Raw genomic sequence first — 15,066 nt, forward strand, 5'->3', positions numbered from 1 at the left:
CGATCACCCACTAGCGGTTTCGCTTCGGGAAGATGAGACGAAACTCTGTCCCTTCGCCCGGCGCACCATGCACCTCTACCCGTCCTGCGTGACGATCAACGATCTTCTTACAGATGGCCAGGCCGATACCTGACCCCTCAAATTCGTCCTTGCTGTGCAACCGCTCGAAGACCCGAAAGATTTTTTCTCGATCGGCGGGGTCGATACCCACGCCGTTATCGCGAACATACAGCCCGTACTGGCCGTCTTCCAGCCCTTCCAGGGCGCCAATACTCACCTCCGGATTCTCGCCACCCGCACTAAACTTCGTCGCATTGCTAATCAGGTTATACATCAGCTGCTGAAACTGCGGTGCAATTACCGTTTGCACACCCAGTGGCTCTTTGCTCACCCTGGTGCGGTTGTCCGATATCCGCGCTGAGAGATCGCCAAGAATATTGTCTACCAGCTCGTCCAGATCAGTCTGGCTGAACTGCTCGTTTTGGCTACCCACCACCGTGTAGGAGCGCAAATCATCAATCAGCGCGGTCATCCGGCTGGCAGAGCTACTGATGAAGTCAATCATCTGCCCTTCCTGCTCGTCCAGGCGGTCAGCCAGATTGTGGCGCAATAACTGCGACATGGACGAAATCGTGCGCAAGGGCTCCTTCAAATCGTGGGAGGCAATGTAGGTAAACTGCTGAAGGGCATCATTGCTCTGCTCCAGCTGAAGGTTTTTTTCCTCCAGCTCCGCTTTTACCCGATTGAGCTCGTCAATCTCCGCCATCCGCTCATCGACCGACGCCTGCAGCTGATCAGATAGGTGCTCCAGCTCCTTTCGCTGCTGGATATTCCGTTCCGATTCAGCCCGGAGTTTAGTGTTAATTTGACGCAGCGTTTCGTTGCTGGGCAGCGCCAAGGCCTTGGGAATCAGCGGCCAAACCAAAATAGCAGTGCCGACTGAGGCCGCCGCAGTAATGAGCTTGATTCCCCCGCTCAGCCAATAGGCGCCGTACCAGACATTGTAAATATTAACTAGGTGGGTCAATCCGCAGGCAAAGATAAATATGCCAAACAGGATAAACATGTAATTGAAGCTCAGGTCATCCCGCTTTTTAACGAGATACACCAGCGCGATCGGAATAGTGAAGTAGGAGAGCGTGATCAGGGCGTCGCTGGCCACGTGCAGGGCGACCAATTGATCGTTCCACAGGTAGCAATGCCCATGGGGGGGCATTTTGTTACCGAATAGCGTTTCCCAAAATCCTTCCATTTATTGCGCCTTGACAGTTCATGATGTCATCGCACCCACGGGCACGTTTGATTTCCTACCACCCCTCCAGGGGAGGACGCTGCGATTTCTCCGGCCACACTTGGGGCTGGCGGCGCAACGATTCAACATCATACCCCATTTGCCCGATGCGACGCCGCAGCGCTTCAAACCGCTCAGCAGACATATCAGGCGACCGCGCCATCAGCCAAACGTAATCCCTCGCCTCGCGACCGATGATGACTTCCTGATAATCGTCAGCGAGATAGGCAATGCGGAAATCGGCGGTAAAGGGCCATAGAAATTGCATACGCCACACGGCATTGCCTGTACCCGGAACCACCTCGGCACTGGGAAAATAGCTTTTCAATTCCCCTTCGGCACTACCCTCTCGGAAGCGATATGCTACCGCAATCCGCCCGTCGTCCATCAACTTATACCGCTCGATTCCATTATTGGCATGACGCTCTGGAAACAGGGGGATAAAGCCGATCACATACCACGGCCCCATAAATCGCTGCAGGTCCACATTCTCAGCCAATGGTAACGGGGGCAGCGGCTCGCGGGCGCTGCAGCCCAGCAACGCCAAAGACAATAAAAGAAAGATTTTTGCAGGAAACATACCCTCTCCCGAAACAAACCGAAATCAGGATTTCTACGCAGTTCCCCGCAAATTAGAGCTGACTAGCGTTTGGCAATGATCCAAACCGCATGGATGATGCCAGGCAGATAGCCCAGCAAGGTGAGCAGAATATTCAGCCAGAATGCGCCGCCGAAGCCTACCTGCAGAAACACCCCCAAGGGTGGCAGCAAAATCGCGACTAATACTCGAATCAAATCCATTTACTTTCCCTCATCTAAGCCATGGCCGGGGTTTCGGCTAGCGCGCGCTTCGCGCAAACCTGCCAGAAGCGACCTCACCAAGGTATCAATTTTCTCGTCCACCCAATGATTCAGCAGCGCGCGCACCGTGCGCTTGGCTCGCGCTGTCTGAAGTGTAGTCCAGAACACCGCGCCGGCCAGCACGCCGCCGGCAAAAATAAGCACCGGCTGGCGGCGCACTTGACCAGCGTGCCACTGGGTCCGTAACTGACGCTTGCGGCGGCGGAGACACTGCTGAATCCGCTGCCGCTCGGCAAGCTCCGTCTCGAGACTGGCGACATTACGTTGACTCATATTCCGCTCTCTGCCGATTCCGCATCGGGGCCTGCAATCGAAACCACCAGCTTTGCCAGACGACTAAATCGGGCCGCCGCGGCGCGCCGGCAAATCCAGCCAACCAACAGGCACAGTAACGCTGCCCCAAGAAAAGCCAGCTCCAGGGGTATGCCAGCACTCGTGGCAACAACCACCAAGGCAACAATTGCTAAGGTCAGCGCAATCACCACCCCGAGTACTGCCAAAGCGCATAGAGCGAGACCACCAAGGAGCAAGCGCACCGACAGCAGCCCTTTGAGTTGAGCAATGGCCAGGGCGTTGGCAAGGCTATCGAGCTCCACGCCAGCCAAATCTTTCAGACTTGAGCCGAACTCACCCTGCTCGGGCGGTGCTCCACGGCGCGCACCCGAAGATGGGCACGCCGAGAGCGACTCAATATGAGCTTCCTCTCCCATGCTTACTTCCGCAGCAGAAAGGTCAGCAGCGCCCCCAACACAAAGGCAAAACTCAATGTCTTGATCGGATGAGCCCGAGTATAGTCCTCGACTGAAGACGTAATCTTTTCGGAGCGCTGCTTAGCACTGGAGCCCATTTGCTCTGCCTGACTTCGCAATTCATCTGCGAGTCTGAGAATACGCTCTTCGCTGCTCCCTGCCATTTTCGCTGCGCGGTCCACCGCTTCGTGAGCACGCCGTGCAAGGCTATCGATGTGCTCGTTGTGGGAATCATGGTGTTCAGAAGTATTTGTTACTGCCATTGTCATTCTCCTCACAAATAGCGCTTCATTTTTAAATGGGTACACAACGTCTTTAAAAGATTGATGCGTCGCCACCTCCATCTCAGTCAGCATAATTAAACAAGAGTTCAGCATGACAACCGCTTCCTGAATTGAAGTACAACCGAGAAAGCCCTATCCCCCGGCGATACAGCACGCCCCAAACTGCGTAACTCTTTGCGTGAACCTGCGTGCAACAAAATTGACATGGAACTGTTTATCTTCTCGCGGTCTGAGTAACTGTGTGCAAACACATAGGAGGAAATATGCTTGGCTGGTCGCTTATATTTTTTCTCGTTGCTGTTATTGCAGCAGCAATGGGGTTTGGCGGAATAGCAGGCGCGGCAACCGGAATCGCGAAAATTCTTTTCTTCGTTTTTCTTGCCTTACTTGTTATCTCCGTTGCTACTCAGCTACTGCGCTCAGGTAGACCTAAGCTATAGCTTGTTGCAATCACCTCATTTTTTTCTATCGAAAGGAGTATTGATATGAACCGCGATATTGCTGAAGGAAAGTGGAAACAATTTAAAGCTCAAATCAAAGAGAAGTGGGCGGATATTACCGATGACGACCTCAACAAGGCCGAAGGCAGTAGCGAACGCTTCATTGGCATTTTGCAGGAGCGATACGGTTTGGCCAAGGAAGATGCCAAAAAGCAATTTGAAGAGCTGAAGAAGAAAATTTCTTAAGCCCCAAGCCCGGTAAGCTTTTACCGGGCTATATACACCACACTGGCGTGCCTGTTTGAGCTTCTCAGCCAGGACCGCCGGCAGGAAAACTCGATTACGAAACAACAGTTCGAGCTTGAAAAGGAGTGCGATATGAAACGTCAAAATCTGATTGGTACAGCCATTCTCACTGCGGCAATTTCCAGCACCGCTGTTCACGCTAACACCTGGCAGGGCAAGGCAAACGATGCTTGGCTGGACGGTAAAATCGAAACCGCCCTGATGCTAAATGGCGAGCTCAACAACTTTGAGATCGACACCGACGTCAAGGCTGGCAAAGCTACCCTCAGCGGTACCGTACGCACTGAGATTGAAAAAGACTTGGCTGGCCAAATCGCTTCGAATGTTGAAGGCGTCAAGAAAGTCGATAACCAACTGGAGGTCGAAGCCGAGTATCAGAACGACCTGCAGAAAGTCGGTAACAACTTCGCCACAACGTGGAACGATTTAACTACCACGGCGGGATTGAACATGAAGTTTGCTGCCAACGATGCCATTGAGGCCACCGCCATCGACGTTGACACCAAGCAGGGTGTGGTCACCCTCTCCGGCACGGTAAAGAGCGAAGCAGCTCATGACTTGGCTATTGAGATGGCCAAAGGCTACGACAATGTCGTTGAGGTAGAGGACAAGCTGGTCGTCAGCGCACAGTAAGTTTGTACCTGGGCAAGGGACTGCCCACTTTACTACACCCAGCGACTTTTGCCGCTGAGTTCGAAAAACTAAAAAGCCGACGATTACTCGTCGGCTTTTTAGTTTGCGGGCCCTGTTTTTACAACAGTTTAATGGGCCACATCTCCTAGCACCCCGCTTGGTTTAGAAGGGCAGCACCAACAGGCCAGTCAGGTCAGCGTCTGCACCGCCGCCCAGGGCAAGCAGCTCTGTCAGACCACCTGCACCGCCACCAAAACCACCAAAATTACCTGTGAGAATGTCGTCTAGTGTCGGGGGAGCACCGTTTCCAAGCGGCAAACCCTGTGTCCCAAGGGCGCTAAACACAACGGGCAGGTACAGCTGGGCGGGATTCCGCGTGAGAACTGGAAGGCCAATGGGAAGCGTATAATCAGTCGCCAGCCCCTCTAGACCGGATACCAAGCCCTCTGGGGTCAGGAAGGCCGCCAAGTCGATACCGATCAGGGGAATCTCTGGAATCCCGCCACCGCCGAGAATATCGCCAAAGGTATCAAGCCCCAATACGCCCAAGGCATCGAGACCTCCGGAGAACAAACCGGTGGCATAGGGTGGCAATTCAAGGCCAACTAGACCGGTAAGATCCTCTACCGGGAGCTGATCAAGACCTCCCAAGCCGCCGCCCAAGGACAACACGGAGCCGAAATCACCCAACCCACCCAGGTCACCGAAGTCGCCGATGGCAAGCAGGTCTAAGCCGCCTAGCGCGTCGAGTGACAGAATATCCAGGCCACCCAAACCACCAAGGTCACCGAAGTCACCAATGGCCAGGAGGTCCAGACCGCCAAACGAGTCGAGTGACAGGATATCCAGACCACCGAGAGAAGCCAGATCGAAACTGGTGAGGCCACCCAGAGCGTCTGTTGGTAAGCCGGGAATCTGGGCGTTAACGCTGCCCGCGGCGGTAAAGGCGACTGCAAAAGCAGAACCCATCAACGTTTTCTTTACCAAATTGTTATTCATACTAGAACCTCTAATTTGCGTGACAGCCAATCTCGAAGTGCACGCAGCTAATTTACAGTGTTATTTCCATGCAACACAAGTCAAAAGAGTAGACTTGGTTCACATACCTAACAAACCGCGACTTACCCCCCCCAGACGGGAGGGGGTAACAATCACAGAGGAAACCGTACGCCGATGTTGAATTGCACTTCCTTCAAGGTACCCGGTGCGCGGATATCCTCTTCAAAGTCATTCTCGCGCTCCAGGAAGCGATCACCGACCAGGTAAACCGCTTCCGCTCGAATACCCAGAGAGGTTTCTCCGAATTCGATGGGCAACACGTAGCCAACACCACCACCATAATTGGCAGTCAAGAAGTCATCATCGCCATCAGGAATCGGGTCATCACTGCGCTCGATCGGGTATTCAACGTAGCGAGTCACACCGAGCGCGAGTTTCAAGTAAAGATTTGACTCTTCAAAGGGGTAGAACAAAGTATTGAACTGAGCGCTCTGTTTTTGAACGTCTGCCTCGCCATCCTTCGAATAACCAAAACCAACCTCAAAACCATACCAGCCTTTGCGACGGAAACCCGCCAAGACGCTAATCCCATTTGCCTGATCGAGCACCGGGTCGTAGGTTTTGGTCGACCCGCCACCGAGCAGACCGCCGCCGGTGGTTACCGTTTGAACATCATCATCCTGACTGAACTCAGTGTTGAACATGACATCAATGTAGCTATCAAAAGTAGTGGAACCAGTAGTGCTTCCACCACTGCTACCGCCAGACGCCGGGGCACCGCCATCGCCATACTGAGCGTGAGCTGCTCCGGAGGCCAACATCAAAGTACAGGCCACAGGCATAAGAAACTTATTGATTGAACTAGTCACGGACTTTACCCCTCGAAACGTTGTATTTTGAGTATGAGCATTCTGTTTATTCATGACTCACCTCAGAACTCGTAATCAACTTTCAGGCCGATGGTGCGACGAGCACCAAGCGACGCCAAGGCACCAAAGTCAAGTTTCAACATACCGGCAGTGTAGAACTCGTCCTTAAGGTTCTGCCCTGACAGGGTGACCCGCAAGTTTGAGTCTTCCAGCAAATAGCTCAGGTGGGCACCCCAGAGGTCGTACTTGGGCTGCGAGAACCGTGGGTCATTCGTCGCTGCGTAGAAGAAGCCGTCATTGTAGTAGTAGCTAACGGTTGCCTCCAGCGGACCACCAGGAACAAACCAGGTGTTAGACAGCGATGCCGAGCCGCTGAATTCGGGCGTACGGGTGACGCGGTTGCCGGTGAAGTCGTTGTTCTGAGTAAATACACCGGTCTCAGGATCGTGACCCGCACCGTCAATGTACTCGGTATAGACTGCATCGAGGAAGGTACCATTGATGGTGCCGACCAGATTACCGAAGATGCTTGGGAAGATATCAGCTTTAATATCGAACTCCCAACCATCAGACTCAGAGTTACCTGCACTATCCAGTGACAAAGCACCACCGTTAGTCAACGAGATAGACTGAGACTGAAGGTTTTGAAGTTCGTAGCGGAAGGCAGCAAGATTGACCTGTACGGTGTCATCAAACAGCGTTGTTTTGATACCAACCTCATATGCGGTTGTTTCTTCAGCAGGTACATAAGCAGGGTTCAAATAGAACGCAAATGCGTTGTACGCGTGCGCTTTAATCGCCTCTTGATACGACGCGTATATCAACGTGCCATCTTCAAACGGTGTAAAGTCAAAAGAAACCTTAGGGGTAAACGCTTTGGTACGGTCACCCAGTGGGTAGGGCTCGTTGTTTTCATCCCGCGCCTGCTTCCAATCAAACAGCAAGACTTCATCGCCATTTAATACCCGTGCGCTGGTTCTGGATTCTGCGACACCAACATACTCATCCTGATAACGGCCACCCAGTGTCACCGCCATCCACTCAGTCACCTGCGCGGTAGCTTGCATGAACACCGACCAAGACTCACCTTCAACCATACCGACGTTAGACAAGGCGTAAACCGGGGTTTTAACGCCACTCAGTACGTCGCTAAGCACCGGGCTGAGAGTATCTACCAAATCTCCTAGCAAGCCACCAGGGTTACCCAGGGCTCCGTCAAGGTTGGTCAAATCTGCACCACCCACGGTGAGCTCTACAGGGTCAAAGCCTTGCTCCTTTTTGAAATAGAAAGCGCCTGCGGTCAACGTCAGCCAATCCGAAAAGGGAGTACCCTCGTTGGACAGCAACTGAATTTCCGCCTCATCTATATCGGCTTCGTGACGGTGTACGATAAATGACGCGCCGGGGAATTCGGTGCCGTCGTAATCGTAGTTGTAGGGGTTACTGTGTGCCTGATGGCTCGCCAGAAATTTGACATCCAACTTGTCAAAATACATTTCAGTCTGGCTGGAAATAACGAAAGATTGCAAGTGACCGTAGATTGGCAGGTCCGGGTGTACTTCATAGTTCCGTCCGCGCTCACCGTCAACACCAACCGCGGTGCCCAGCGGAGTTGGATCTATATTGGAGGCCAATGTTGAGGTGCCGTCCCGTTTTGCACCCTGAATGGTAACGCGCTGATCAAGCCACTCATTAGGCTGCCATCGTAACATGGCGCGACCACTGAACAGCTTATCTGCCGGTACAGGTTTGCCAGCGATGGTGCTGTCATCGCTATAAACCTTGTCATCCTGGTTGAACGCACCTGCGAAATTGATTGCAATCGTGTCAGTCAACGGCACGTTGACGAACATGCCCACTTCATACGTATCGCGATCCTCTGCCTTGGTCGTTGCTACTGACAGCTCCGTCCAGGTGTCTTCAAAGTCAGGCTTTTTGAGAATAACGTTAATTGCACCGCCCACGGCATTACGGCCGAACAGCGTACCTTGCGGCCCTTTCAGTACCTCCACCCGCTCAGTACCTTTCAGATTCTGAGCAACCGAGGGCGCGAACGGGTAATAAACACCGTCAATATAGGTCGCCACACTGGGGTCAGAAGTCAACCAGGCCTCAGAGCCGATACCGCGCATGAAGACACTGGTAAAGTCGCCCGCCTGGGTGCCCATATCAAGCCCCGGGGTGACTTTCATCAAGTCGGTGGTATTTTGAACGCCCAAAGCCTCAAGTTGATCCGGGCTGAAGGCTTGAATCGAAATCGGAACATCGTTCGCGTTCTCTTCCCGTTTCTGGGCCGTTACGACGACCTCTTCTAGCGCCCGGGAAGTACGCCGTGGCTTTTCATCGGTTTGGGCCAGTGCCTGCCCTGCTGGCACAGCCAACAAAATGGACTGCACGGCCACAGCGAATCCAAGCGGTTTTAACTGAAACATCTTCATCGTTCATTCACCCATTTCGCCTGCACCGAGGTGCGAGTTCTTATTTGACTGCCGAACCTGACGACCCAAGAGCCTCGTAGTACGACCATCCGCGTTAGGGAGTTGAGTGCAGGAAAGTGCGACTAACCCGCCTGCAAAGACTGTCACTAAATGTCGAGTACACAAATCAAAGCAGCGATATCTTTAGGCGGCACCAATAGAACGCAGATTCTGCGGTGCCATATCAGCCTCTCTGAACCGGGAACTACGAACCAGCCTGAATACCGAGCCCACTCCCAGAGGATATGCGCTTAGCAAACGAACTGTAGACCTACCTTGTCAACTCACCCCAACTATTACTTATGTTATTTTCGAGCCCAGCAACCACAAGTTGAATTGGGCTCAATGACGATGATAACTATATTGAAATTCTTGTCAACAACCATAGGTCACAAATTGGTCGAAATTGTGTTTCAGGACAATAATTTTAACGCCGCTCCCACGCCGAGGTAGAAACGCAGCAGCATTGCCAAAAAACTCGGCGTCATTATTTTTTTATAAACAAAATCAACAAATTAAATTATTCTCTACACACTGCTCCGCACCTGACCCATATCGTTGTTTAATTCCATACCCAGCACACCAGCCCTTTCACAGACGAATCCAGAACACCTCCTATATTGATTGCTTTTTCAATATAGCTTGACAGATTCTCACCTCCGCCCCACAATTTCACTAGCAATCTAGAGAGACTCATAGTAGAGTTCTTATAATTGACCAAAAACACAATAAAGAGAAAAAAAGAAGGCAGCTAGTAGCTTCGCCATTGCTCCGGCCGCGCCGAGCTCACCGGTACTGCGCGACCAGAAATGGACATAAGCACGCAACAAATACAGTATTTCACAGTACCACCCTGAAAGGATGGCGGCTTTTGCAACTATCCTTTCTCCAGAGCTTGGGGGCGCTATTTGCGCCCCCTTTTTTTCTTATCGCCCGAGAGACAATTTCATCAGAGCCAGACCTAAGCCGAGGCCAACCTCTTTGCTTCCTCCGCAACACGCCTCGCCCGCTTAGTAGCGGGCTTGAACCCAATTCATAACTGATTCGATCACCGACCCGCGCTCACTCGGCGACTCATTCAGTATTTCGTGGTACAGACCGGGGAAAACCTGTAGTTGTTTATCGTCAGAGCCAACAGCATTAAAAAAGCGCTCACTGGATGCGGCTGGCACCAACTTATCTGCCCCGCCATGCAGCACCAGTAGCGGGAGTGAGATCTCGTAAAATCGCGCCTTCAGCGATTTACAGGCACTGACAATTTCCGAAATCGTTCTGAGAGGAACCTTGCCACTCAAGTTCAGGGGGTCAAGTCGAAAATCCGTGATCGTCTCGGCATAGCGACTAACCAGCTTTGGTGCCATGCGGAAGGTTGGCAGCTTCGGCATCACCGACGACACTAACCCACCCAGTCGCTGCACCGCCTGGGGCACCACGTCAGCATCCAGTGCCGCACCGGAAAGCACCAACCCGGCAAACGCTTCATCTTTCGCGAGCACAGTAGCAACGGCAACCGCCCCACCCATGCTGTGACCAAAAAGTACGAGCGGCAATTCTGGATGGGCGGCGCGAATCTGCGCCGCGAGCGCCGTCACATCCTCAACCAAATAGTTGAAGCGCTCAATCGCCCCTCTATCGCCATAAGAGTGCCCATGCCCCCGATGGTCGATCGCGTATACCTGATAGCCAGCCGTAACCAAACGTTCGGCCAAGGGCCTATACCGGCTACCGTGCTCTCCCAAACCATGACTTATCAGAACTACGGCCCTTGGTCGTGGACACTGCCAAGCCTGCCAATATATTTTGCGTCCCAATGCCCCTGGAAAATAACCATTCTGCTGAACCAAACGTCGCTCTCCTTCTCGTCAGTATCTTCACTCGCACTCGGCGCTAGCGATTCAGCACAAAAAGATACCACCATCCGCGCCGACAGAGGCTGATTTATCCGTAATATCGGCTCAATTTTCAGCAACGGGCGTCGGAATACGAATCGCTAAGAGGAAATTACATCAACCGCCAACCGGGAGAGGGGTACAGCGAGTCGTAAGCATCATATGCTCGACAAAAAAAAGCCGCCTCGCGAGGAGGCGGCTTCTTAAACCAATGGCTTCATCTTGCAAAGATGAAGCCAAGCGCATTTACCGATCAGTACTTGTACTCAAGTCCGATGCCGTACATACGAGGTCTTGCGTAGGACTCACCCACACCGAAGTCCTGACGGAATTTCTGCATGTGGCTCACAGCATTATTCAAGTTAGAGCCAAAGGCATACAAGCGCAGGTTGGTTTCGGGGTCAGTGATGCTCGCACGCGCATTGGTCTTGGTGTACTCCTCTTCCTCTACGTTGTTCCGGGGATTAAACCAGAAGCCAGAGTTGTAGTAAGCACCAACACCCACCTCAGCTTCGAAACGAGAGACGTTGAAACGATAGGCAATATCAAGGGTACCGGAGAAGTCAGGAGTACGAATGGTGTCGTTGCCAGAGCAATCCGCTTTTTCTTGCAGACCGGTATCCGGGTTGAAACCAGTACACTCAAACTCTTCGTACTCACCTTTCAGCCACGTACCCGCGAAAGAGATTCTCAGACCTTCGATCAGACCGGTATAGGTGATCTCAGCCTCTGCACCCTCAACAGTGTACTCGGAGGCGTTCTCCAAGCGGGTCACACCACCACTGGCCAGCGACAGGATCTGAGAGTGACCGTTCTCCACAGTCGTGGTGAACAAGGCCAGGTTAGTACGCAGATCACCATCCATCCAATCGGCTTTCAAACCAATTTCGTGGGACTCAGCCTCTTCCGGCTCAATTGACGCTGGTGCGGAGTTAATATTCAAGCCGTTCCAGTTACCGGACTTAAAGCCGGTGGTGTAGCTGTAGTACAGCATGGAGGAATCATTGTAGCGCCAATCCACCCCAAAACTAGGATTGAAATCAGTCCAACTTTTTTCTTGAGCAGGATAATCCAGTGCGCGAATAAAATCTGTAGACCCAATTAGCGGCAACCCTTGCACACGCGCATCCACCCAAGCTTCAGTGATTTCACGTGTCTCGTCAGAGTAACGACCACCCGCCCGGATAGAAATATCATCAGTTACGTCAAAGGTGGCCTCAGCAAAGATCGCCGCCGCATCGGTTTGCACGCCACCATAAAGGACAGCATTGACGGTTTCGGTATCCTGAATACCAATTACACCAAGCCCCAACGTGTCCAACAAATCGTTAAACGCCGTGAGATCGATACCAGTAATGTCTCTAGCGATCGCAATGGCATCGACATAGAGCGGGGTACGCTGATCTTTGAAGGTATCCTCTAGATAAATACCCGCGATCCACGATAACCAATCTGGTCCGCGCTCGGAGGAGTTAAAGATAATTTCCAAAGAGTCAGTTTCCGCCGTATTGGGGACCGCCTCAATGATCAACACTTTCTCTTCGGATAGGTCGAAATCCCAGAAAATGTTACTGAAGAACTCGGTGTGACCAAACAGAATCTTGGTATTCACCCACTCCGACAGAATATCGAAGGAGATCTGGCTGGAGGTGGATTCCATCTCGGTGAACACCTCGGTACCCACACCGGTTTCCCAGGGTTCATCGTTTTCAGTAAGAACACTCTCAAACGCAGGCGTCGCATCAGAGTTAGAGAGAGGAACTGCGTCAGCAGAGGTGTGGCGAATCTGGTAGTGACTACCGTTCACTTCCAGCCAATCGAGCGGAGACCAGCGGGCTGCGAATTTGTAACCACGATCATCGTAGTCTTTATGTTTTTGGGACGGATCAGGCGTATAGGTCAGATAGGTTTCCCGGTTCATATACAGGCCAGAAATACCCAGTGCCAGCGTATCGCTAACCGGGCCTGCCAAGTGGGCTTTGCCTTTCAGCATGTTGTAATTACCGCCTTCAATAGAGGCAATCACTTCAGGCTCCTGGAACGATGGCTTTTTAGTTTCAACTACAATCGCACCACCCACCGCGTTACGACCGTAGAGGGTACCCTGGGGGCCCTTCATAACGTTGACAGATTCAACGACACCAAGGGACTGGGCCTGGCTCGAGGTATACGTGATGTACAAGCCATCCAGATAGGTTGCCACGCTCGAGTCAATCGGCCCCTGAAAGGAGTCAGAACCAATGCCTCGAAGGAAGATCATGCTGTAACTGGCCATCTCATTCACGATCAGGCCCGGTGTTACATTCTGCAGATCCTTAACGTCGACGATGCCCTGCGCCGTCAAAGCTTCACCTGAGTGCGCAGAAATGCTCGTCGACACGTCTTGCGTATTCGCCGCCGTCTTCCGCGCCGTTACCACAACCTCTTCCAGGCTAGCTGAATACGCCGGGCCTACCAGAGAGGCCGCGATGACGCCAGCGCATATACGACTGATCGCAGGACGCGACTTTCCGCTCCCACGGTGGCAACCACCCATCGATACTTTTTCTGTTTTCATATCATCCACCTAACGCGATTTTCAAAATTAGGGCTGGGGGAGATGACGGACCCACTGAGTCTCGGTAGTTACTTCATTTAGAAATTCAGTCGGCCACTTATTATCGGACCACCCCGAGCCAACTCCTTAACCGGCTATTCAGCCTGGAGCAGCTATATTTGTATTCTTATTGACTGCATACTCAATTACATATTCCTTCAAAACTGAGCCGTTGTCAATAGAATTTTTCGCATGCGATCAATCTCTTGCGACAACTCTACAGCCAAAGAACAGCACTTAATTACTTCTAAATAAAGATCCGTTGAACCGAGCGCAAAAGCGCACAGGACAAGACACCAACCCGGGGAGACAAGCCAACTAAGTGCAGAGCACCAGACATCACCCTGCACACAAAAATGCAAACACCTTAGACACACCCCAGATCATTTTTATAGGTTTATTAGGAGTGACTCAGCTATTGCCAAGCCACTCTCACACGATGCTGCTTACAGATTCAAAGGCATAGAAAGCAGTGGTATCCCAGGAACAATCGAGTTTCCACCCGTTCCATTGATAGCTTCGAACAAAATTGTTCCACCACCTTGGAAGTAGTCTAGCAATCCAGCCGGATTTTCCATCAACACAGTCAAAACCGGTGCCGCAGCGACACCTGCATTAAGCCCAAGCTCATTCACAGTACCTAGCACAGATTGAGGGTTAGCAATAACCCCGGGTACCAATTCAAGCAGCAGCGAAGCACCGCCACCTGCCAACTGGTCAATCTTTGGCGAGGGCAACAGTTTTTCAACGAAATCGCCATTCAGTACCAGATCGAGAACAGGCCCGAGTACAGGTATCCCTTCCAGGCCACCCGCTCCCCCACCGAGGCCGCCCAATCCATCCAAAGGAATCAGCGCCAACAAATCACCACCGCCGCCAAGACCACCATCCAAGCTCAGACCGCCACCCAGATCAAGCACACCTGAGAGACCGCCAAGACCATCCAAAGGAACCAGCGCCAGCAAATCGCCACCACCCAAGTCAGCAAAGCCGCCCAGGTCACCCAAAGCGCCCAAATCTGCCAAGCTAGCCAGATCGCCAACGGCCAACAGATCAAAGCTACCCAGGTCGAGCACACCTGCCAGGTCGCCCAAGGCGCCGACTGGCAAGGCAGGCACCTGCGCATTCGCTACACCCATTCCAGCAACAGTAAGAGCCGTTGCCGCCACCACGTTTTTAAAAGTTTGTTTCATTATAGTTTTCTCCCAACAACACTCTGCGGACTGTATGTAAAATTGACCTTTGAGTCAATAAGAGCATTATATCAAATTATCATAAAAAGAAAATGTGACACAGCACTCAACCTAACGCCGAAACTTATCCGCAGCTGACTTTTTATTATAGCTGCACCTCCGCAAGGGCTATGCGACCCAACAAACCTGACAACTACCCTGCGCCAGGTGCCGCAGTCCAGAATCCGAGGATGATACAGCCACACAGCAGCAGCCACACCTCAAAGGGGGCGCGTAACACCCAGGGCTCAAATTTAATGTCCATATAGTAAAGTACAATCGCCCGGGCCTTGGCGACCGCCACCAGCATCACTACTGCAACAGTCCAGGTACCGAAAAAACCATGATGATCGCCCAACCATGCGGTCAAAATACTGGCAACCACCAAAAAGACCCAAACCCCGACAGCGTAACGCGATGAAATGTGCGAGGACGCCATG

General features: G+C 52.3%; 16 protein-coding genes. 3 read left to right on the top strand and 13 right to left on the bottom strand.

Translation table 11 applies throughout. The features are described from left to right. Positions 1-10: 10 nt before the first annotated feature. The 6 genes from NCG89_RS06595 to NCG89_RS06620 all read right to left on the bottom strand — a co-directional run bounded on the left by NCG89_RS06595 (position 11) and on the right by NCG89_RS06620 (position 3,278). Positions 11-1,252 (bottom strand): sensor histidine kinase, encoded by a 1,242-nt coding sequence (locus tag NCG89_RS06595; RefSeq protein WP_251088967.1) that lies wholly within the window; start codon positions 1,250-1,252, stop codon positions 11-13. A 55-nt stretch (positions 1,253-1,307) separates the two neighbouring features. Beyond that, complete coding sequence (locus NCG89_RS06600; protein WP_251088968.1) at positions 1,308-1,871, bottom strand: lipocalin family protein; 564 nt, start codon at positions 1,869-1,871, stop codon at positions 1,308-1,310. A 62-nt stretch (positions 1,872-1,933) separates the two neighbouring features. Further along, positions 1,934-2,092 carry a YqaE/Pmp3 family membrane protein gene (locus tag NCG89_RS06605; RefSeq protein ID WP_251088969.1) on the bottom strand — a complete coding sequence of 53 codons (159 nt, stop codon included), beginning with the start codon at positions 2,090-2,092 and terminating at the stop codon, positions 1,934-1,936. After that, positions 2,093-2,425 carry a hypothetical protein gene (locus tag NCG89_RS06610; protein ID WP_251088970.1) on the bottom strand — a complete coding sequence of 111 codons (333 nt, stop codon included), beginning with the start codon at positions 2,423-2,425 and terminating at the stop codon, positions 2,093-2,095. Further along, complete coding sequence (locus NCG89_RS06615) at positions 2,422-2,862, bottom strand: hypothetical protein (RefSeq protein WP_251088971.1); 441 nt, start codon at positions 2,860-2,862, stop codon at positions 2,422-2,424. Before NCG89_RS06615 ends, NCG89_RS06610 begins: the two co-directional genes overlap by 4 nt. A 2-nt stretch (positions 2,863-2,864) precedes the next feature. Next, complete coding sequence (locus tag NCG89_RS06620) at positions 2,865-3,278, bottom strand: ElaB/YgaM/YqjD family protein (protein ID WP_251088972.1); 414 nt, start codon at positions 3,276-3,278, stop codon at positions 2,865-2,867. A gap of 170 nt (positions 3,279-3,448) precedes the next feature. Here NCG89_RS06620 and NCG89_RS06625 point away from each other — a divergent pair, with 170 nt between their 5' ends. The 3 genes from NCG89_RS06625 (at position 3,449) to NCG89_RS06635 (ending at position 4,564) form a co-directional block, all read left to right on the top strand. After that, complete coding sequence (locus tag NCG89_RS06625; RefSeq protein WP_251088973.1) at positions 3,449-3,625, top strand: DUF1328 domain-containing protein; 177 nt, start codon at positions 3,449-3,451, stop codon at positions 3,623-3,625. A gap of 45 nt (positions 3,626-3,670) precedes the next feature. Further along, the gene (locus NCG89_RS06630) at positions 3,671-3,871 is read left to right on the top strand and encodes a CsbD family protein (protein WP_251088974.1); all 201 of its coding nucleotides are present in this window, start codon (positions 3,671-3,673) and stop codon (positions 3,869-3,871) included. A gap of 132 nt (positions 3,872-4,003) precedes the next feature. Continuing rightward, a complete protein-coding gene (locus tag NCG89_RS06635; protein ID WP_251088975.1) occupies positions 4,004-4,564 on the top strand; it encodes a BON domain-containing protein in 561 nt (186 codons plus the stop codon). A gap of 162 nt (positions 4,565-4,726) precedes the next feature. On the opposite strand, the gene NCG89_RS06640 is transcribed toward NCG89_RS06635, so the two are convergent. From NCG89_RS06640 to NCG89_RS06670, 7 genes are all read right to left on the bottom strand, one after another. Next, positions 4,727-5,563: a hypothetical protein gene (locus NCG89_RS06640; RefSeq protein ID WP_251088976.1), complete on the bottom strand. Its 837-nt coding sequence runs from the start codon at positions 5,561-5,563 to the stop codon at positions 4,727-4,729. A 152-nt stretch (positions 5,564-5,715) separates the two neighbouring features. Next, positions 5,716-6,432 (bottom strand): hypothetical protein, encoded by a 717-nt coding sequence (locus tag NCG89_RS06645; protein ID WP_251088977.1) that lies wholly within the window; start codon positions 6,430-6,432, stop codon positions 5,716-5,718. A 62-nt stretch (positions 6,433-6,494) separates the two neighbouring features. Next, positions 6,495-8,870, bottom strand: coding sequence for a TonB-dependent receptor (locus NCG89_RS06650; protein ID WP_251088978.1), 2,376 nt, complete (start codon positions 8,868-8,870; stop codon positions 6,495-6,497). Between the two features lie 1,049 nt (positions 8,871-9,919). Further along, positions 9,920-10,753: an alpha/beta hydrolase gene (locus NCG89_RS06655; protein ID WP_349631927.1), complete on the bottom strand. Its 834-nt coding sequence runs from the start codon at positions 10,751-10,753 to the stop codon at positions 9,920-9,922. Between the two features lie 298 nt (positions 10,754-11,051). After that, entirely contained in the window at positions 11,052-13,355 is a 2,304-nt protein-coding gene (locus tag NCG89_RS06660; RefSeq protein WP_251088979.1) for a TonB-dependent receptor, read from the bottom strand. Between the two features lie 485 nt (positions 13,356-13,840). After that, a complete protein-coding gene (locus tag NCG89_RS06665) occupies positions 13,841-14,587 on the bottom strand; it encodes a hypothetical protein (protein ID WP_251088980.1) in 747 nt (248 codons plus the stop codon). A 193-nt stretch (positions 14,588-14,780) separates the two neighbouring features. Further along, positions 14,781-15,065: a cytochrome C oxidase subunit IV family protein gene (locus NCG89_RS06670; protein WP_251088981.1), complete on the bottom strand. Its 285-nt coding sequence runs from the start codon at positions 15,063-15,065 to the stop codon at positions 14,781-14,783. Position 15,066: the final 1 nt, after the last annotated feature.

It is taken from the genome of Spongiibacter taiwanensis (assembly GCF_023702635.1).
Classification (GTDB): domain Bacteria; phylum Pseudomonadota; class Gammaproteobacteria; order Pseudomonadales; family Spongiibacteraceae; genus Spongiibacter; species Spongiibacter taiwanensis.

Bases quoted from the DNA above. Each gene is read 5' to 3' on its own strand.
- NCG89_RS06595 (WP_251088967.1), bottom strand. From the start codon at position 1,252: ATGGAAGGATTTTGGGAAACGCTATTCGGTAACAAAATGCCCCCCCAT.
- NCG89_RS06600 (WP_251088968.1), bottom strand. From the start codon at position 1,871: ATGTTTCCTGCAAAAATCTTTCTTTTATTGTCTTTGGCGTTGCTGGGC.
- NCG89_RS06605 (WP_251088969.1), bottom strand. From the start codon at position 2,092: ATGGATTTGATTCGAGTATTAGTCGCGATTTTGCTGCCACCCTTGGGG.
- NCG89_RS06610 (WP_251088970.1), bottom strand. From the start codon at position 2,425: ATGAGTCAACGTAATGTCGCCAGTCTCGAGACGGAGCTTGCCGAGCGG.
- NCG89_RS06615 (WP_251088971.1), bottom strand. From the start codon at position 2,862: ATGGGAGAGGAAGCTCATATTGAGTCGCTCTCGGCGTGCCCATCTTCG.
- NCG89_RS06620 (WP_251088972.1), bottom strand. From the start codon at position 3,278: ATGCTGAACTCTTGTTTAATTATGCTGACTGAGATGGAGGTGGCGACG.
- NCG89_RS06625 (WP_251088973.1), top strand. From the start codon at position 3,449: ATGCTTGGCTGGTCGCTTATATTTTTTCTCGTTGCTGTTATTGCAGCA.
- NCG89_RS06630 (WP_251088974.1), top strand. From the start codon at position 3,671: ATGAACCGCGATATTGCTGAAGGAAAGTGGAAACAATTTAAAGCTCAA.
- NCG89_RS06635 (WP_251088975.1), top strand. From the start codon at position 4,004: ATGAAACGTCAAAATCTGATTGGTACAGCCATTCTCACTGCGGCAATT.
- NCG89_RS06640 (WP_251088976.1), bottom strand. From the start codon at position 5,563: ATGAATAACAATTTGGTAAAGAAAACGTTGATGGGTTCTGCTTTTGCA.
- NCG89_RS06650 (WP_251088978.1), bottom strand. From the start codon at position 8,870: ATGAAGATGTTTCAGTTAAAACCGCTTGGATTCGCTGTGGCCGTGCAG.
- NCG89_RS06660 (WP_251088979.1), bottom strand. From the start codon at position 13,355: ATGAAAACAGAAAAAGTATCGATGGGTGGTTGCCACCGTGGGAGCGGA.
- NCG89_RS06665 (WP_251088980.1), bottom strand. From the start codon at position 14,587: ATGAAACAAACTTTTAAAAACGTGGTGGCGGCAACGGCTCTTACTGTT.
- NCG89_RS06670 (WP_251088981.1), bottom strand. From the start codon at position 15,065: ATGGCGTCCTCGCACATTTCATCGCGTTACGCTGTCGGGGTTTGGGTC.